The organism is Phormidesmis sp. 146-33 (genome assembly GCF_052939515.1).
In genome coordinates this window covers 21,349-38,945 of the sequence record NZ_JBJPHU010000063.1, presented here as the reverse complement: position 1 = coordinate 38,945, position 17,597 = coordinate 21,349, and the positions used below count along the sequence as shown (strand labels likewise).

Annotated in this window: 17 protein-coding genes; 15 read left to right on the top strand and 2 right to left on the bottom strand. The window is 46.6% G+C overall.

All coding sequences use genetic code 11. The features are described 5' to 3' along the window. The first annotated feature begins 833 nt into the window (after positions 1-833). From ACJ2PR_RS22265 to ACJ2PR_RS22220, 10 genes are all read left to right on the top strand, one after another. Positions 834-1,868, top strand: coding sequence for an AAA family ATPase (locus ACJ2PR_RS22265; protein WP_446878590.1), 1,035 nt, complete (start codon positions 834-836; stop codon positions 1,866-1,868). Between the two features lie 5 nt (positions 1,869-1,873). Beyond that, positions 1,874-4,372, top strand: coding sequence for a S8 family peptidase (locus ACJ2PR_RS22260; RefSeq protein ID WP_446878589.1), 2,499 nt, complete (start codon positions 1,874-1,876; stop codon positions 4,370-4,372). 217 nt (positions 4,373-4,589) lie between these two features. Then, entirely contained in the window at positions 4,590-4,748 is a 159-nt protein-coding gene (locus ACJ2PR_RS22255; protein WP_446878588.1) for a hypothetical protein, read from the top strand. A 21-nt stretch (positions 4,749-4,769) separates the two neighbouring features. Then, a complete protein-coding gene (locus ACJ2PR_RS22250; protein ID WP_446878587.1) occupies positions 4,770-6,881 on the top strand; it encodes a CHASE2 domain-containing protein in 2,112 nt (703 codons plus the stop codon). Beyond that, the gene (locus ACJ2PR_RS22245) at positions 6,878-7,522 is read left to right on the top strand and encodes a response regulator (protein WP_446878586.1); all 645 of its coding nucleotides are present in this window, start codon (positions 6,878-6,880) and stop codon (positions 7,520-7,522) included. The genes ACJ2PR_RS22250 and ACJ2PR_RS22245 overlap by 4 nt, the downstream gene beginning before the upstream one ends. 164 nt (positions 7,523-7,686) lie before the next feature. Continuing rightward, positions 7,687-8,229, top strand: a complete 543-nt coding sequence (locus ACJ2PR_RS22240) for a DsbA family protein (protein WP_446878585.1) — start codon at positions 7,687-7,689, stop codon at positions 8,227-8,229. 69 nt (positions 8,230-8,298) lie between these two features. Beyond that, positions 8,299-8,874: a hypothetical protein gene (locus ACJ2PR_RS22235; protein ID WP_446878584.1), complete on the top strand. Its 576-nt coding sequence runs from the start codon at positions 8,299-8,301 to the stop codon at positions 8,872-8,874. Positions 8,875-9,061: 187 nt separating this feature from the next. Continuing rightward, positions 9,062-9,346, top strand: a complete 285-nt coding sequence (locus tag ACJ2PR_RS22230) for a hypothetical protein (RefSeq protein WP_446878583.1) — start codon at positions 9,062-9,064, stop codon at positions 9,344-9,346. A gap of 21 nt (positions 9,347-9,367) precedes the next feature. Beyond that, the gene (locus ACJ2PR_RS22225) at positions 9,368-10,081 is read left to right on the top strand and encodes an alternative oxidase (protein WP_446878582.1); all 714 of its coding nucleotides are present in this window, start codon (positions 9,368-9,370) and stop codon (positions 10,079-10,081) included. A 32-nt stretch (positions 10,082-10,113) separates the two neighbouring features. Next, positions 10,114-10,392, top strand: a complete 279-nt coding sequence (locus ACJ2PR_RS22220; protein WP_446857806.1) for a hexameric tyrosine-coordinated heme protein — start codon at positions 10,114-10,116, stop codon at positions 10,390-10,392. A 13-nt stretch (positions 10,393-10,405) separates the two neighbouring features. On the opposite strand, the gene ACJ2PR_RS22215 is transcribed toward ACJ2PR_RS22220, so the two are convergent. Next, positions 10,406-11,107, bottom strand: coding sequence for a Crp/Fnr family transcriptional regulator (locus ACJ2PR_RS22215; RefSeq protein ID WP_446857805.1), 702 nt, complete (start codon positions 11,105-11,107; stop codon positions 10,406-10,408). A 140-nt stretch (positions 11,108-11,247) separates the two neighbouring features. On the opposite strand from ACJ2PR_RS22215, the gene ACJ2PR_RS22210 reads away from it, so the two are divergent. The 5 genes from ACJ2PR_RS22210 to ACJ2PR_RS22190 all read left to right on the top strand — a co-directional run bounded on the left by ACJ2PR_RS22210 (position 11,248) and on the right by ACJ2PR_RS22190 (position 16,014). Next, positions 11,248-11,706 (top strand): hypothetical protein, encoded by a 459-nt coding sequence (locus ACJ2PR_RS22210; RefSeq protein WP_446857804.1) that lies wholly within the window; start codon positions 11,248-11,250, stop codon positions 11,704-11,706. 176 nt (positions 11,707-11,882) lie between these two features. After that, positions 11,883-12,197 carry a cupin domain-containing protein gene (locus ACJ2PR_RS22205; protein WP_446878581.1) on the top strand — a complete coding sequence of 105 codons (315 nt, stop codon included), beginning with the start codon at positions 11,883-11,885 and terminating at the stop codon, positions 12,195-12,197. Between the two features lie 28 nt (positions 12,198-12,225). Continuing rightward, positions 12,226-13,860 carry a GMC family oxidoreductase gene (locus ACJ2PR_RS22200; protein ID WP_446878580.1) on the top strand — a complete coding sequence of 545 codons (1,635 nt, stop codon included), beginning with the start codon at positions 12,226-12,228 and terminating at the stop codon, positions 13,858-13,860. 63 nt (positions 13,861-13,923) lie between these two features. Next, the gene (locus tag ACJ2PR_RS22195; protein ID WP_446878579.1) at positions 13,924-14,703 is read left to right on the top strand and encodes a hypothetical protein; all 780 of its coding nucleotides are present in this window, start codon (positions 13,924-13,926) and stop codon (positions 14,701-14,703) included. Positions 14,704-14,913: 210 nt separating this feature from the next. Next, positions 14,914-16,014: a hypothetical protein gene (locus tag ACJ2PR_RS22190; protein WP_446878578.1), complete on the top strand. Its 1,101-nt coding sequence runs from the start codon at positions 14,914-14,916 to the stop codon at positions 16,012-16,014. 380 nt (positions 16,015-16,394) lie between these two features. Here the strand turns inward: ACJ2PR_RS22190 and ACJ2PR_RS22185 are convergent, their stop codons facing one another. Further along, positions 16,395-17,573, bottom strand: coding sequence for an MFS transporter (locus ACJ2PR_RS22185; protein WP_446878577.1), 1,179 nt, complete (start codon positions 17,571-17,573; stop codon positions 16,395-16,397). Positions 17,574-17,597 lie beyond the last annotated feature (24 nt).

Here is a 17,597-nt window from a genome sequence, read left to right as displayed (position 1 = left end):
TTACTGTCCTCTCTTGCATTCCGGCTTCCTAGTTTTGTCAGTCAAGCAGACTACGCAACAGTCAACCCAATGATGCTAGATTAGACGCAGTTTGGCGAGAACTTTTACAATCGGCTGGACTCAGTGAGATCACTCCTCAACTGATACAAAAAATACCGACTACTGCCAAGTAATCGATCGCATCTGGAGACTGGTTGAGATATGATCGATAATAAGAGCTAGGCGTGAGTGAAGCCAGCGGTTTGCCCGCAAGTCTCGGAAGGTCTAGCTTGAAGGAGCAATAGTTTAGAACGTAGCTAGGTGATTTGACCTCAAAAATCGATCAGTGAGGCTCAGAACTCAAAGAATGGAGAAAATTGCTCGACTTTCCAGGCTTTGCGCTTTATTTCTGGAGGAGAAAGGTCAGAGTTTCAGGATAAGAGGTTGGAACTTTTAGCGAAAAGGTTGAAATTCCTACTTTACATACTGCAATGCGGGAACTGGAGGGCGATCTTCCAGGTACTAAGTTCGATATTTCGTATTCTGCACTGGAAGTTCACCACTTATAGCTTAAACTTATAAAACTTACAGATGAAGGCCTGCCGACCCAGACACAAATAATAGAAGACTTCGACGAAGCATTATAAGGGTTGAAATCAAATTCTCTTTAAGAAGCAACATCACTGGCTGGTATAAGCTAAAATTGTAGAATATTTGCTCTGCTTTTAACGTAGTAAGCAAATTGAATGCTTGACACTCAGCAGTAGTGGAATTATACAAAAAGTGTTACGTTAGTTAGACTGTTAGTGCTTGAGTGGTAAATTGGCTGCGACTTCTTGGTAGGTAAAAGAGCAATGGCAAGGGCTGATCTATTAAAGAAGCTTATACAAAGTTACCAGAAGCACGACGATCAGGCTTTTCGTGAAGCTGCTGAGGAAATTATTGCAGAGGAGCGAAAGAAGCATCACGTCGTTCTGGCGAATGAGTTGGAGCGAATATTAAAAAACGGGAACGGGTACCTAGAGCATGGTCAGATACAAAATCTTACACCACTTGGAACTGTTCCCAAAGATATTGAAAAGGGAGTTGCGCTGCTTGAGACCAAGTGGACTAATCGGTTTATAGAAGATTTAATCTTAAGTCAAGAAATTCGGAATGCACTTGAAAGACTGATGCGCGAATTTCGAGAGTGGGAGATTTTAGAAGCTAATGGATTACTTCCAACTCGTCGTGTTTTGTTTTGTGGTCCCTCTGGGTGCGGCAAGACAGCAGCAGCAGAAGCTATAGCAGCAGAACTGGGTCTACCATTACTGTACGTTCGTTTTGATGCGGTTGTTTCTTCGCTATTAGGTGAAACTGCCGCTAATCTTCGTAGAGTCTTTGACTTTGCCCAACGGGGACAGTGGGTCATGTTTTTTGATGAGTTTGACGCTATTGGGCGATCCCGCGACGATCCTACAGAACACAGTGAAATTAAGCGAGTTGTTAATTCATACTTACAAATCGTTGATAACTTTAGTGGTCGGTCTCTCATTATTGCAGCAACAAACTTTGAACAAGCACTCGATCCGGCGGCTTGGAGAAGGTTTGACGATGTAATCCGTTTCGAGAAACCAACAGATGAGCAGATTCAGAGACTAGTTGGCAAGCGGTTGCTTCCTCTAAGATTTAGTGACTCTCAGGTATCTGAAATGGTAAAGCATTTATTAGGGGCTACCTATGCAGATGCGGAAAGAGTATGTCTCGATGTTCGTAAGTCATGTGCCATACAGGGCACTCGACAGGTCAAAAAGGAAGATATTACGGAAGCCCTTTCACGACATGCTTATCGTCAGGCTATCTTGAAAAAAGCTTCTGGCAACCCGGTACCAACGATTGATCAAGATTAATCAACATGCCTCCATCTCAGATTGAGCCTAGTCAATACATCCACATCACCTTCACTCGTGAGCCGAAGTATCAACTGGATCGGCGAACCCGACAAAATCGTGGCGTACTAAAGCCTCCTTCTCCAGATAGCCGTTCTCAGCACGCTAGCGAAATATCAGTCGATATTACTGAGACAGTTCAAAAGGTTGAAGAAACTCGCAAAAGCAAGGGTATAAATCCCTCTGAACTACTCGTTCTTGAGTTGAACAGCATAAACAGTGAAAAATCTCGAAAAATTCTTGAGGAGTATTTCAAAGCTTGGATAGTAGATGAACGTAAAGAAAAAGTTGACAAAGGCGATCACTATCGTTTTTTAGTGCAATTTCCAACTGAAACTTCTCGTCATCTTTTAATGAATGAGTTACGTCTTTATCAAACCGAAAGTAATGAGATTGGCGTATTACATCCGGGAATGAGACGAGATTTCTTTGATGCCTTACAGCAAGTGCGTTCTCCATCAAGGGAGGAAAGGATCGGAGTGCGTTTGCAGGAGGAGGGTTTTCCTGAGGCGGCATCTTTTTATCTTGATGTAGATCTTTGGCATCCTGGAGATCAAGATTCTGTTCGCAAGGTGTTGGGCGATATTCGCTTGATGTGCGCTAGTTATGATGGACAGCTAACCGAAGAGGTTCGCACCTCTAGCTTATTACTGATCAAAGTTCGTGGTTCTCGGCAGCTAGCAGAAGCTTTACTAGAGTTGGACTGGGTGGCTCGTGTTGATCTTCCCCCTAAATTGTCACGCGCTTATTCTGAGATGTTTAGAGACATGCTGCCGCCTGATCCAATGCCAGTTCCATTGGATAATGATCCAATGGTGTGTGTTGTAGACAGTGGTGTAGTTTCAGGACATCCGTTTTTAGCGAGTTGGGTGGTTGAGGAAAGAGATTTTGATACCGGAGAAAACACTCCAACTGACCTAAACGGACATGGAACTTCTGTTGCTGGATTAGTTGTTTATGGTGACATTGCCAATTGTCTAGAAAGTAATCAGTGGCAGCCCAAAGTTCGGATCTGTAGTGCAAAAGTGCTTTGTCATGATCCAGCATGGGGACCTGTTATTCCAGAACAACATCGTGCTGAATGGTTGATCGAGCAAGCTATTCGGTACTATGTTCAAGAACGACAATGCCAAGTTTTTAATCTGTCGATTGAAAGTCGGGGAGAAGCCTACCGAGGTGGGCGGCAATTCCCTTGGGCAGAAAAACTCGATGAATTAGCTAGAGAGCTTGATGTTGTGATTGTTCAGATTGCTGGTAACTGCGAACCTCTGATACCAGATGATGTGACTACAAGAGAGGATTTTCAAAAGGCTGTTCGAGACAGCTTATTGAAGGATGAGAATCTCAGGATTTGTAATCCTGGTACGGCTGCTCTTGCTATTACAGTCGGTGCTTTGGCTAGAGCAGATGCTCTTGGAGATCACGTAAAAACTACAGGTGTTCGATTAAAAGATGCTTTTGCAGGTGCTCCGGCTCATGCTCCTGCACCTTTCACAAGAGTTGGGTGGGGACTTTTTTATGGCGGCAATAATGCAGCAGTTAAGCCCGATGTTGTTGCATATGGAGGAAACTGGGCAATTCAAACCATTGCAGGCGGAAGTCCTAAGTGGAAACCTTTTATCTTTTTAGGGGAGCCAACAATTCAAAGGGAAGATGGTGGTCGGTTCATTACGGCTAGAGATGGTACTTCTTTCGCTTGTCCTCATGTTGCTCATGCTGCTGCTATTGCTGCATCTAGCCTAGAAAAAACCCTTGGACAAAGACCATCTGCTAATTTAATTCGTGCTTTAGTAGGTAGTGCAACCTATTCACCTCCGTGTCCTCCAGAGTGGTTAGGTAATGAAGAAGAAACATTACGCCTTACTGGTTATGGAATGTGTTCAGTCCATGATTTAGCAGTATCCAAGAAGAACCGGGTTCGTTTAGTGGCGATGGACGAAGTTGAATTAGATAAACTCCACATCTACCGGGTTGCGATTCCCAAAATATTTCTTTCAACACGAGGGAAGAAGGGCATCACAGTTGCACTTGCTTATGATCCACCAACTCGTGCTAGTCGCAAAGAGTATCTTGCAAATACAATGTGGGTTGAAGCATTACATGGATTAACTACCGAGGAAGTTGAAATCTACCGAGCAAAAAATGCATCTTCAGATGTAGATACTCTTCCATCTGGTCATGAAGTAAAACTGCGTCCACCTAAAACAGATGTTCAATGGTCAACACTCCAAGTTAGAAGGGTAGCTTGGAAAGCTAAACCTCAATTGAAGATACCTGCTGGTGATTCAGAGCCAGCTATTCATTTTGTGGTGGGCTGTCAACAAAGATTTCCCACTGGCTTTGATTATAAACAAAGGTATGGTTTGGTTGTTCTCTTTTGGCATGAATCAGAACAGGTAGAGTTATATCAAGAGCTGAGAGTGAGAGATCGGGTACGTATGAAAGCCGCTCGTGTTCGGGCTTAAGGTTAGGTAAGCATTAGAGTTAGTGACTTCTGGTAAGGAGGATGAATAAGTGATTGTTGAACAAGTGAATGATTCAGATATCAAGAATCTCAGCAAACGAGGATGCCGCAGACAGGGAGTAGAGAATGTATGGCAAGGTCAAATCAATTTGAAATAAGCGCATAAGCAAGTAAATTTCATAAGCAAGTAAATTTATTGAGCCTCTAAAATTGCACCTATGTGGACAACCCTCAAGCAACGCATCTGGCAATGGCGTGGAGTCTGGATTATCGCTCCCACCGTCACTGCTCTGCTGATTGCGCTACGGTTGCTAGGGGCATTGCAGCTACTGGAGTTACTCGCACTAGATCAACTCTTTCGCCTACGTCAGATATAATCGGCTGATCCCCGAATTGTCATGGTCACGATCGACGAAGCCGATATCAAGCAACTAGGGCAATGGCCGATGTCCGATCGCACATTAGCGCGTTTGCTCACACTTATCAAACAGCAGCAGCCTCAAGTGATCGGGCTAGATCTCTTTCGCAATTTGCCTGTTGAACCCGGTCATGCCGAATTAGTTCAAGTGTTTGCCTCAACGCCTCATCTCATTGGTATCAAACAAGTCGTCGGTGGTGCAGACCAGGATGCAGTAGAAGCCGCGCCCCTGCTAAACCAGAAGGGACAAGTCAGTGCTAGTGATTTTGTAGTAGACAGTGACGGCAGAATTCGCCGTGATTTATTATATTTAACTAGTAAAGATCAGCAAACAATTCTCAGCTTGGGGACAAAGCTTGCCTTTGATTATTTAGAAGCAGCAGGCATCACTCCTCAAACCTTGAGCGATCGCCAATTTCGGCTAGGAAAAGCGGTATTCACTCCCCTACAATCGCAGGATGGCGGCTACAGCAATGTCGATGCGGGCGGCTATCAAATTTTGTCAAACTTTCGCAACCTGCCCCAGGGCTTTCGCAGCATTTCAATCACAGATGTTCTACAAAATCGTATTCCACCAGATTTGCTGCGCGATCGCATTGTCTTGATTGGACTCACCGCCGAAAGCCTCACCGATCGCTTCTATACCTCCTACACGACCAGTCCAGATACTGCCCCCTCTGGTGTCGAAGTTCATGCCCATGTCGCCAGTCAACTGTTGAGCGTGGTGCTAGAGGGTCAGCCGCTCATTCAAGTCTGGCCTGAACCGATTGAATGGCTCTGGATTTTGTTCTGGGCATCTATTGGCGCAACTCTGGGTTGGCGCTTACGATCGCCCCAGCAGACTGCGATCGCTAGTTTAGGGTTGAGTATTGGGCTATGTTCAATAGTCTACTGCGCCTTTCTAGTAGGTTGGTGGTTGATTATAATTCCGCCACTCTTTGCCCTGATAATATCTGCCATCTTGAGCAGTGGCTATCTAGTCTGGGGCAACCTCAAACTTTCTCACCAGCAATTAGCTGAACATGCCCAAACGCTAGAACAAAAAGTGAAAGCCCGTACCCTCCAACTAGAACAAGAAATTGAGGAGCGCCAGCACATTGAAATCGCATTGCGGCAGAGTGAAGCTAAGTTTAGGCGGTTAGCTGAGTCAGATATTATTGGAGTCATTGTCACTGCCCTGGACGGCCCTATTCTCGAAGCTAACCAGGCCTTTCTCAAAATGGTGGGGTATACCCAAGAAGACTTAGCAGCCGGGCGAGTAAATTGGGTGAGCATCACACCTCCCGAACATCTAGCCGTCAGTCAACGAGCAATCCAGGAACTCAGGACTCAGGGCGTTTGTATGCCCTACGAAAAAGAATATCAACGCCCAGATGGTAGTCGCATCCCCGTGCTAATTGGCCATGCTGTCTTAGCTGAAAATCAGAATCAAGTGATTGGATTTGTACTAGATTTGAGCGATCGTAAACAAGCCGAAGCCGCATCTATTCTAGAAGAACGCAATCGAATGGCACGGGAAATTCATGATACTCTGGCGCAAGCTTTCACCAGCATTATTGTGTATTTAGATGCGGCTGCCCAACGCCTGATCCTTGATCCAGATGCGGCTCAAGCTTATATCAAGACCGGACGCACCCTGGCTCGATCGGGGCTGACGGATGCGCGGCGATCGGTGGATGCCCTCCGACCTCAATTGTTAGAAGAAGGCGACCTCCCAAGTGCCCTCAAATGTTATGCTACTCAACTGTTTACCCATACCGAGACCGCGATCGTCTGCGATGTGGTGGGTCAGCCCTATTCATTGCCCCAGGAGGTCGAAATTAACTTACTCCGCATTGGGCAAGAAGCACTCACAAATGCCTTCAAATATGCCAATACCAGTACGATTCATGTCGAGTTAGTGTATGCCAAACCACAATGCGTTCTCCGTATCAGAGATCAGGGTCAAGGGTTCGCTGTGGGAAGTCTCGCCGTGGGTCAAGGGTTTGGGCTGCTGAGTATGACTGAACGAGCAGAACGCATTGGCGCTAAATTCATGATCCAAAGTCATCCCGGACAGGGCACAGAAGTCGTTGTTAAAGTTGCTGTATGACCTCCTCCACTACTGATTCACTGCCCCCAATTCGGGTTCTGATTGTCGATGACCACCCCTTCATGCGGCAAGGATTAGCTGCGGTGTTGGACTATAAACCTGACATGCGAGTAGTGGGGCAAGCCTGCAATGGGCGAGAGGCAGTAACCTTATTTCGTCAACATCAGCCCGATGTAACTTTGATGGATTTGCGAATGCCAGAAATGGGCGGCGTAGAAGCGATCGCAGCGATCGTTGCAGAATTTGCCAATGCTCACTTAATTGTACTGACGACCTATGATGGTGATGAAGATATCTACCGGGGTCTGCGCGCGGGTGCTAAAGGCTATGTCCTCAAAGATGCAGAACCAGAAGAGTTATTAGCTGCAATTCGTGCCGTTCACGCTGGACAACAGTACATTCCCCCTGCTGTGGGCGCAAAGCTAGCAGAACGCATGGGTAGCCCAGAATTGAGCGATCGCGAACTAGAAGTGCTGAACCAGATGGCAATGGGCAAGAGCAATTTAGAAATTAACGTCACGTTGTCGATCGCAGAAGGCACAGTTAAATTTCACGTCAAAAATATCTTGGGTAAGTTGGGTGTTAGCGATCGCACTCAAGCGATGATTGTAGCCCTCAAGCGAGGTATTATCGCGCTCTAGGTTTGAGCATATCATCAGTCTCCTATCCTTTGGGATAGGTTCATTCCTGCTCTAAAGCAGTGGCGATCGCTCCTCGTTTGAGTAGGTCAAAAACGACTCCTAGGGGATGCGACAGCGACCACCTGACTCACCTATTCTTAAAGCTATCGACAGTTACAAGAGTCATGGATCAGACCGACGGGAATCAACTAACCGTACCCATTTCAAATCGTGACCATATTCAAGGCGTGCTAGCCGCTCCGATCGCAATTGTCAGCTATGGTGACTATCAATGTCTCTATTGTGGTGAGGTACATAAGATGATTCAGCACTTGCAGCAACAGTTTGGTAATCAACTTTGTTTTGTGTTTCGGCATTTTCCTCGAACGCGATTTCACCCTCAAGCATACAAAGCTGCCGAAATTGCTGAAGCTGCTGCCGCACAGGGAAAGTTTTGGTTGATGCACGATCGCCTGTTTGCCCAACAACAGCGATTAGAGAATGGCTATCTTTTAGAGTATGCTAACGAGCTTAGTTTAGACATTAGCCGATTGCTTCAGGATCTATGGCACCACAGCTATGTGAACCGTATTGCTGATGATATCCAAAGTGGCACCCAGAGCGGAGTAACCACAACGCCCGCGCTATTCATAAACAATGTTCGCTATCGCAACGCCTGGAATCTTGAGCAGCTAAGGTTAGCGATCGTGCAGGCAATACCCAGATAAACAACAGACCTGCACTGATGGTCACTTGAGTAAATTCCAGTTCTTATTCTCAACAGAGGCAGTTTTATCATGCCAAAACTACTTGATTTTAGACAAGCTCACCAGCACAATCATACCTCTCACCGCAAACGCGAACGTGGTGTCATTCTCACCAATCAGGGATGGCAAAAGTTGCAGCAGGCACAACAACAATTAGCAAACGATCGCAACTTTGGTCTTCGCTTGACTCGTGAATACATGAGCGAACTGAGTGGTTTATCGCTGACCACGATCGCCCGTATTCTCAAGCGTCAAGAAGCGGTCGATCGACAATCCCTGGCGCAATTCTTGTCAGCTTTTGGAGTTGAGCTATCGGCAGGAGATTGTTCTCCACCAAGGCTCTTTCAGGAATCCGGCCATAATGAGCCATACCATTATAGACGCGAAGCAGAGTTAGCCCAATTACGGCAGTGGGTAGTAGCTGAGCAGCGCCAAACAGTTGTCGGGCTGCATGGTATTGGTAAAAGTTTTATGGCAGTGAGGCTAGCATTGCAAATTCAAATCGAGTTTGAGATTGTAGTTTGGCGATCGCTCCAAAATGCCTCCTCACTAGATGAGTTGACAGAGAGTATCTTGTCTTTTCTACTGGGACTTCGCGATAGATAAGCCTAACTGTTTTAGTCTCCACTTAGTAGAGGAACCTGATTATGGATTCTTTAATCATCCGACAGACTCAAGCTCAACCTGCACCGTTACATGCAACACCGCCTGTTGCCAGGCGAAAAATATTAGTAGGGCAATGGATCAAGGTTGATGGTAAGTTGACCTGTCGATGGATTGTAGCTGAAAGGTGATGAAGTATCTTGCTGTAAATTTCTGGTTGGTTGTAGGGACAGTGCCCCGTGCCTACCCTAAATCGTCGGGCAACCACGGAGAGATTTCCCGACGATCGTCTCCACAGATCAACGAAAATTTACAGGTTGAAAAATACTATGAACTGATTAGCTCAAACAGTATGAGCTATCTCAAAGACAAGTTTGCCTTACTCGGTCAAAGTATGTATAAAGCTCAATCTAGAGTGTTTTGCCAACACCACCAAAGCTCAGGCTATCTTGCCTTCTGTGCGGTGCGACAGTAACTTTATTGGGAGTATCGAATCATGAGAGTGTTTATTCGATCGATGGTCAGCATTCTCGTTTTTGTGACCGATGTTTTGTACCAGAATCGTCCCTATCAACGGTTTTATGTTCTAGAAACTATTGCCCGTGTTCCCTATTTCGCCTATCTATCTGTGCTTCATCTCTATGAAACCCTGGGGATTTGGCGAAAAGCAGACTGGCTGAAAGTTCATTTTTCAGAAACCTGGAACGAATTACATCATCTGCTGATTATGGAATCGTTGGGCGGCGATCGCTACTGGGTCGATCGATTCTTGGCACAACATTTAGCAATGGTCTACTACTGGATTGTTGTTCCGCTTTACATGCTGTTGCCCAAGTCTGCGTATTACATCATGGAGTTGATTGAGCAACATGCCTGTGACACCTACGATCGCTATCTAAAAGACCATGAAGTAGCCCTGAAAGCAATGCCTGCGCCTCAAGTTGCAATCAACTACTATCAAGATGGCGATCTTTATATGTTTGAGGAAATGCAAATTACTCAGACTAAGTTCCGTCATCCCAAAGTAGATAATCTCTACGATGTGTTTACCAACATTCGCGACGATGAGAATGAACATGTCAAGACGATGATTTTTTGCCAGCAACTAGACGCACAGCAAACCTTCAAGAGTCCCCATACTGCGATCGCGGTAACAGAAGTAAAAGCAGAAAATCTGCCTGCCTTTGCAACTAAAATGACTGAGCTTTAGAACACTCATCACAAAATAAGGAGACACGTACAATGACGAATGCAACATTGACTTCTACCCCAACGCCCGTCACTGAACTGACCCTGATTCCCAACAATTCACTGATTACTCCTACCCCCGAAGAAGGACGAAAGCTGGCAGTTATGATGGCGCGACTCATTGTTAAATTAACTCAGCCTGATGAAGAAAAACGCCAACACATCCGTGAAGCTTATGGAGACGATGCCATGATGCTGATTGCTGTTGGGCAAGTTGTTGCCACAGAATTCGCCACCATTGCCGCAGCAAATAACTACTGGCAGAAATCGTAACGCTTAGTTAGATTCAGTCTTCCGTCATCCCTGCTGAAATCGCATCTAACGCCTCTGCATCCAAAATCGTAATATATCCCCCCCGCTTGTACTCGATCGTTGGTTTCAACCGCCCAATCAACCGGACACACTCCTCATAGGAAATGCCAATCGTCCGAGCAATATGATAGTGAGACAGCGTAACATTGAGGCGATTTCCAGCAGGGCTAGGTTCGGTTCCATACTGAGCAGCCGTTGACTGAATCATTTGAGCTAATCGCACGATCGCACGTTCTGAAACAAGTCCATGTATAGTCTGATGGAGTTGATTTAACCGTTGCGTTAGTGTAACCAACATGCGAACTGCAACTTCAGGATTTCGTTGAAAGACAATCAATAGCGCTGATTTTTCAACTAGTAGAATTTCGCAATCAGTTTCTGCCACGATCGTCGCTGGAGACAACCCATCACCAAATAGAGCAGGGGCAGCAAATATCTCTCCAGCCAGCAAGATTCTGAGCAGGGTTTCTCGCCCGTTGGGAGCCGTCTTCTTAACTTGAAGCTTCCCAGCCAGCAGGATATGTAGTTTCAGGGGTAAGCGATCGCCTTCATGCAGCACGATTTCATCCCGTAAATAATGATGTACTTGCGATTGATGTTGTAAGGTCTGTAATTCTTCCAAGGCTATCTGCTCAAAAATCGCAGCTTTTGTTAAATGCTCGATCATAGCTATCATCGTTGACCACCCTAGATGCTCTAATTTTGCTGAACTTGAGCTACCTCAGAGACGCACTCTCAAACTTGAATTAACTTGATAGTAACGCAAGACAGAAACAATTCCAGCATTCCAAAATGCTATTGAGAGAGGAGGACAGCATGAAGTCAAAACTGGAAACCCTGGCCAAATTCTACCTGGAAGGTCATCCTGCTGAGATCTCGCCCGAAACTCAAGCTGAATTATGCGACTGGCTCATGGAAGAATTTCGGCAATTGCCTCTAAATCTTTTGTTTTCGGACTATCCGCGCTATCACTCACCCAAAGAAGTGTTTGCTGACATCGAACAAAATCAACTTTGGGTCAGCACAGAGGCTTACGATACTTCAATTTACACCAATCCATTTTATGGGGCAGTTCTTGCGGCTGTTCATGACTATGATCATTACCGTTCTAAAAGTGATTGGAGCTTTGAGGGAGAAATCATTGCTTACCGTGCAATTGCAAACCGCGCTCCCAGTCTAGAAATTCAAAAGATTCTCTATTCTCAGATTGTCCTCAGAGCCGCCGCTCATCTCTATTTAGGACATCTACCCGAACCCAAAATCGTCTTTCCCTAACGTTGATCTAAACATTAATCCGACCTATGTATTCCTGTCCATGCTGCCATAGTCAATTACTTCGCCACATTCGACATCAGCAAGTCTACTTCTTTTGTTCACACTGTTGGGCTGAAATGCCAGTTTTAAGCACATTCCAACAAACCAAGAATCACCACTAAATTGGAGATCAAGCAATGACATCCGAACTACGTGTATCAATCGTCGCCAACCTTTTGGAAAAAGTTAACTATGATAAGCCTGGTGTTTCTCGTCAGGTTATCGCCAAAGATGAACAGGTCACACACGCGCTGATTTGCATCACTGCCGGAACATCCCTACCTGAACATTCAGCCCCTCGATCGGTCTGCCTCACAGTGTTAGAAGGGCGAGGAACGCTGATGTTGATGGAACAAGAGATTGATTTAGAACCCGGTGTGTTTATAAAAATGTTGCCCGATGAGCCGCATTCTCTTTATGCGATCGAGAACTTAGCAATGCTCCACACCTAATGCTTCAGCAACGAAATGGAGAACCGTCATGATCAACCAGATAAATCAGGGTGCTTTGTATGATTTCATTATTGTGGGTGCAGGGGCAGCAGGTTGTGTACTTGCCGATCACCTCAGTGCCAATCCCAAAAATCGAGTCTTATTGCTAGAAGCAGGCTCACCAGATCACAAGCCTGAAATTCACATTCCCGCCGCTTTTAGTCAACTCTTCAAGACCAAATATGACTGGAACTATAGTGCAGTGCCACAAGCAGAATTGCAAGGGCGCAAAAGCTATTGGGCAAAAGGTCGAACCTTGGGTGGTTCTACATCCATTAATGCCATGATGTATTTGCGTGGTGTTCCGGCTGATTATAACCACTGGGAACAGTTAGGAAACCTTGGTTGGGGTTGGAAGGATGTTCTACCTTACTTTCGTCGCTCAGAATGCAACAGTCGAGGTAGTAGCGAACTACACGGCGATCGTGGCTCTCTGTATGTTGAAGATCTGCGTGATCCCAATCCTCTGAGCCGTGTTTTTATTGAGTCAGCACAAGCGATCGGTTTTCCCTATAATCCTGATCTCAACGGTTCACAGCTAGAAGGCGTAGGCTGGGTACAAGTTACTCAACATCAAGGTCGTCGCTGGAGTACGGCGGATGCCTTCTTGCGCCCAGCAATGAGTCGCTCTAACCTGCATGTTCTCACTGATGCACAATCTACTCGTGTCGTGATGCAGGACAATCGGGCAGTTGGAATTGAATATCGACGTGAAGGGATGCTGCAAGTAGCCACTGCAACTCGTGAAGTAATCCTTTCGGCTGGAACCGTTGGATCGACTCAACTTCTACTATTGTCTGGGATTGGCCCCGCCCAGCACTTGCGGGAGCTTGAGATTGAAGTGGTCGTTGATCTGCCAGGAGTGGGACAAAACTTACAAGATCATGTTGCCACCGCAGTTGTGATGGAAAGCACAAAGCCGCTATCTATGCTCAATGCAAATACACCGATCGAGCAAATCAGGTATCTATTATTCCAACGTGGAATGTTAACATCCAGCGTTCTAGAAGCGGCTGCCTTTCTCCGTACCACACCAGATCTGATTGCTCCCGACTTAGAGCTACAGTTTGCCCCAGTTGTGTTTTATGACTATGGGTTAGTTCCAGCAAAGCAGCATGGCATGACGATCGGGCCGACTCTCATTGCCCCCCGCAGTGTTGGATCAATGCGCCTGCGATCGCCTGATCCGATGGATCATCCAATTATTGATCCGCAATATCTATCTGACCCAGAAGGGCACGATCTTCAGGTCTTGATTGCAGGGATTCGCAAGGCTCAAGCAATCTTTGCAGCTGAACCCATGATTGATGTGATCGGTGCGCCGATTATGCCTGATCGACTGTTACAGAGCGATCGTGACCTTGAAGACTACATTCGATCGGGTGCAGATGGCTGGTGGCATCCCGTCGGAACCTGTCGGATGGGGACTGATCCATTAGCAGTGGTCGATCCAACATTACAGGTTCATGGAGTGGATGGACTACGGGTTGTGGATGCCTCGGTGATGCCGACCATACCGCGCTGTCACACAATGGCTCCGACCATCATGATCGCAGAGAAAGCGGTTGACCTGATTCTCGAACAAACTTCTCACACAGAAGAGTTAGCAACTCTTTATGCATAAGTTTTTCTCAGCCGTGTGAACCATTTGATCAACCCTATCTTTTGAAAAAGGAGACTACTAACCATGACTGATACTTCTGAATCTGCAAAAACTGCTGAAACCCTTTCTGCACCGCTTGATATTTGCATCGAAATCGCTCCAAATTTGTCTGAGGAAGCACAGAAGATTGCGATCGCGGAGAATCCAGACAATGCTCTAGTTGTGAAAGCTGGGCCGGCTTCAAAAGTTAGACTTGCACTAGAAACTGCTAAAAAGTGGAAACCAGGTCGAACGCTTCGAGTTCGGTTTCTAGATGGTGAGCCGATTGTTCATCAAAAAGTTGCTGCGATCGCTCGCCAATGGAGTCAATATGCCAACATTCGATTCTCTTTTGGTAATCATCCACAAGCTGAAATTCGTATCTCGTTCAAGCAAGAAGGCACTTGGTCTGCCCTTGGAACTGATGCTCTACTAGTTCCTAAAGACCAACCCACCATGAACTATGAACTGTTGAAACCCAATACGCCTGAGGCACGGTATTCAAGGGATGTACTTCATGAGTTTGGCCATGCGCTTGGCTGCATTCACGAACACGTACACCCAGAAGCAGGAATTTCTTGGAATAAAGAGGCAGTCTACCGCTATTACATGGCTCCACCCAACAGTCAGACAAAAGAGGAAATTGATCGCAATCTTTTCAAAAAATATAGCCGAACTATCACCCAATTTTCTCGATTTGATCCGAAGTCCATCATGATCTACCCAATTCCCAAAAAACTGACTACCAATGGCTATGAAGTTGGCTGGAATGGCCAGCTTTCGGCGACAGACAAAGCCTTTATTGCGAAAGCGTATCCAAGATAACTCGCCAATCCTGATTGACTGACAAATCTTTTCAGGTAGGTTGGGTTGAACCTGGTGAAACCCAACGTTAGCAACGGTAGAAAGGCTGCTGTTGGGTTTCGCGTGGCTCAACACCAACCTACGAAGAATCGAGGGTTTCAGGAGTTTTGTCAGTCAACCAGCTCGCCAATCTTAGACTTACCAATCAATCACCACTAAAGGAGTTAAATCATGACGACACAACACCCAGTCTACGAAATCCTCGCGAAAGAAATTGCCTACATCTTGGGCAATCCTGAGTTTGATAAACCCATTAACGAATTTCTCAACACGACAGGCTACAAGCTTGACCAATCTCTCAACGATCCTAATACTGGATTTCAAGCCTTTGGACTCACTTCGACAATTCCCAATAAACCACCTGTATTCGTCATTCGAGGAACCAGTGAAGCTATCGATGACATTGCAAACAACGATCCTCAAGGAATTGGATCTAACCAGTTTGCTGCAAATCGAGAAGCGATCGCAACCTGGTTAATCAAAAGTGACCCTAGACCCGACATCATCGGCCATAGCTTAGGGGGCGCGATCGCTCAGATTATTGCAGCAGAGCTAATTGATTTAGTTGGGGAAGTTGTGACATTCAGTTCTCCTGGAACTAGCTGCGCGATCGCTGACCAGTTTCTGCAAAGGGGTGGCGCAAACAAAATAGTCACGCACTACATTGTGGATGGCGATATTGTCAGCTTGGCGGGAGAAGCCTTTATTGCCGGAACAGCGATGCTGCAATCCTTTACCAATCCTGCTATCAATCCACTCTACAATTTGGACAAGCATCAGAAAATTGGACGATTGTTGAGCGCTCCGCCCCCTGGTTTTACCCAGACCAAACTTTCAGTCAAAGCTTTAAACCACCCCGCATTTACCTATGTCAATGCAGATTACCTGGAGTTTTTAGCAGCCTACCGGGCGATCGCTCCCAACGTCACCCACTGGCTCACGTCCAGACAAAAGGTTGAAACCTTGAGACGATCTGGCTTCTCTTTCCAAACATTCATTGTTGATGTATTTGATCGGCTTGCTCCAGAAAAAGATAATTGGCTAGTAGGCGATAGCCAAGACAATACTGCTGACGGTGCAGGAGGAAACGATGTCCTGATTGGCAAAGGTGGCCACGATCAACTCAAGGGTGGACATGGAAAAGATACTTTGATCGGCGTTGATCCAGACAGCGATCGTCCAGGACTTCAAGAGATAGATACTCTGACAGGTGGCGTTTCTACTGATATTCTTGTGCTTGGCAACAAGAAGCATGTGTTTTACAGATGTTGAGCGACAATCCCATCACTCGTAAAATCGCACTCACCGTCCGCTTTCCTGGCGCTAAAGTCGCTCCCACCACCATCACCATCACCGAATTCTAACCCCGCTGGGAAAATAACGCCGCAAACGCTAGCATGAAGGCAAGTAATTCTTTCGGTAGCAAGTTCATCAGAAACATTCCAAATTTTTCTATTTCTGATCTTGCTACCATTTCCTCTTCATTGAAATGGATAAAGTCGAGCTTAGGCTCACTCTGTTCTTTTTGGCTTCATGCAACAAAGCCCTTTAGGTGTAGAAAGTTGCTCCACGAACTTGAGCCGACTTGCAAGAACAACTCGATCATCTATTCTTCTCGTCGGTAGAGGTTCGTTAAGCTCTGCTCCCACGCATCAGCAATGACCGATCGCAACGATCGCGCCCAGACTGCCCAACCCAAACGCTGCCCAAACTCCAGTCGATTGCCAGAGCCAGCCAGCCAACACACTTGCAATCAGAGTTGCCACACCCGTCACCAAACTTAGCCACCCAAACGCCGTGCCGCGTAACTCAGACGGGACGTGATTAGAGATCATCGCCAGCAAGACTCCCTGCGTCATCCCCTGATAGAGTCCATATAACAAGAGCAATAGCCAAACTTGCCAGGGGTTCTGAGCGATCGCCAACCCACCATAAGTCACAGCAAATATCCCCAATCCACCCGACAAAATGCCGCGCCGACTCAGCCGATCGGACAGCCAACCTGCCGGATATGCACTCACTGCTGAGGCGATATGAATGACCGTCAGCACGATCGGCACGGCTGCTAATGAAATCCCCACACTCTCAGCTTTGAGCAATAAAAAAGCATCGCTAGAGTTGCCCAGGTTAAAGCAAAACGCCACGCCTACCAAGTTCCAGTAGCCTGCCCCAAGTTGCTTAAGTTGTTGCCACTGTAGGCGTTTTGATGACTCTGTTTTTTGTGGTGTCATCGTTTTTTGCGGTGCGCCAATCCCTACTATCAGCAATCCCACTGTCAGAGCCGCCGGAATCATGGCCGCCCAGAAGACTAGCCGCGTGTTTTGGGCAGACAGTGCCAGTAGTGCAGCAGCAGCAAGAGGCCCCAGCAGTGCCCCGATCGTATCCAGCGTATAGCGCAACCCATAGGCGGCTCCTCGTTGGCTTTCGGGGGTGACATCTGCAACCAATGCATTGCGCGGGGCAACTCGAATCCCCTTTCCTACTCGATCGCCCATCCGTGCCGCTAAGATCCAAACTGGATTGGCAGCGATCGCATAAAGTGGCATCATCAAAGCCGAAAAGCCATAGCCTGCGACTGCCAACCATTTACGCTGCTTGCCTCCCCGATCGCTAATCTGTCCCGATCCTACTTTCAACACGGCTGCTGTCAACTCAGCAATGCCCTCAATCAGCCCGATCGTTACTAGGTTTGCCCCAAGGGTAGAAGCCAAAAACAACGGCAAGACAGACTGGATCATCTTAGAACCAATGTCCATCAAAAAGCTAACCCAGCCCAGCACCCAGACTTGTTGGGGTAGCGGCGGCAAACTTGCAGGTTTTACAGTGGTCATGCGATCGCTGATTCAACCTCGCTA

Coding starts and splice junctions, on each gene's coding strand:
- ACJ2PR_RS22265 (WP_446878590.1), top strand. CDS start 834: ATGGCAAGGGCTGATCTATTAAAGAAGCTTATACAAAGTTACCAGAAG.
- ACJ2PR_RS22260 (WP_446878589.1), top strand. CDS start 1,874: ATGCCTCCATCTCAGATTGAGCCTAGTCAATACATCCACATCACCTTC.
- ACJ2PR_RS22255 (WP_446878588.1), top strand. CDS start 4,590: ATGTGGACAACCCTCAAGCAACGCATCTGGCAATGGCGTGGAGTCTGG.
- ACJ2PR_RS22250 (WP_446878587.1), top strand. CDS start 4,770: ATGGTCACGATCGACGAAGCCGATATCAAGCAACTAGGGCAATGGCCG.
- ACJ2PR_RS22245 (WP_446878586.1), top strand. CDS start 6,878: ATGACCTCCTCCACTACTGATTCACTGCCCCCAATTCGGGTTCTGATT.
- ACJ2PR_RS22240 (WP_446878585.1), top strand. CDS start 7,687: ATGGATCAGACCGACGGGAATCAACTAACCGTACCCATTTCAAATCGT.
- ACJ2PR_RS22235 (WP_446878584.1), top strand. CDS start 8,299: ATGCCAAAACTACTTGATTTTAGACAAGCTCACCAGCACAATCATACC.
- ACJ2PR_RS22230 (WP_446878583.1), top strand. CDS start 9,062: ATGAAGTATCTTGCTGTAAATTTCTGGTTGGTTGTAGGGACAGTGCCC.
- ACJ2PR_RS22225 (WP_446878582.1), top strand. CDS start 9,368: ATGAGAGTGTTTATTCGATCGATGGTCAGCATTCTCGTTTTTGTGACC.
- ACJ2PR_RS22220 (WP_446857806.1), top strand. CDS start 10,114: ATGACGAATGCAACATTGACTTCTACCCCAACGCCCGTCACTGAACTG.
- ACJ2PR_RS22215 (WP_446857805.1), bottom strand. CDS start 11,107: ATGATAGCTATGATCGAGCATTTAACAAAAGCTGCGATTTTTGAGCAG.
- ACJ2PR_RS22210 (WP_446857804.1), top strand. CDS start 11,248: ATGAAGTCAAAACTGGAAACCCTGGCCAAATTCTACCTGGAAGGTCAT.
- ACJ2PR_RS22205 (WP_446878581.1), top strand. CDS start 11,883: ATGACATCCGAACTACGTGTATCAATCGTCGCCAACCTTTTGGAAAAA.
- ACJ2PR_RS22200 (WP_446878580.1), top strand. CDS start 12,226: ATGATCAACCAGATAAATCAGGGTGCTTTGTATGATTTCATTATTGTG.
- ACJ2PR_RS22195 (WP_446878579.1), top strand. CDS start 13,924: ATGACTGATACTTCTGAATCTGCAAAAACTGCTGAAACCCTTTCTGCA.
- ACJ2PR_RS22190 (WP_446878578.1), top strand. CDS start 14,914: ATGACGACACAACACCCAGTCTACGAAATCCTCGCGAAAGAAATTGCC.
- ACJ2PR_RS22185 (WP_446878577.1), bottom strand. CDS start 17,573: ATGACCACTGTAAAACCTGCAAGTTTGCCGCCGCTACCCCAACAAGTC.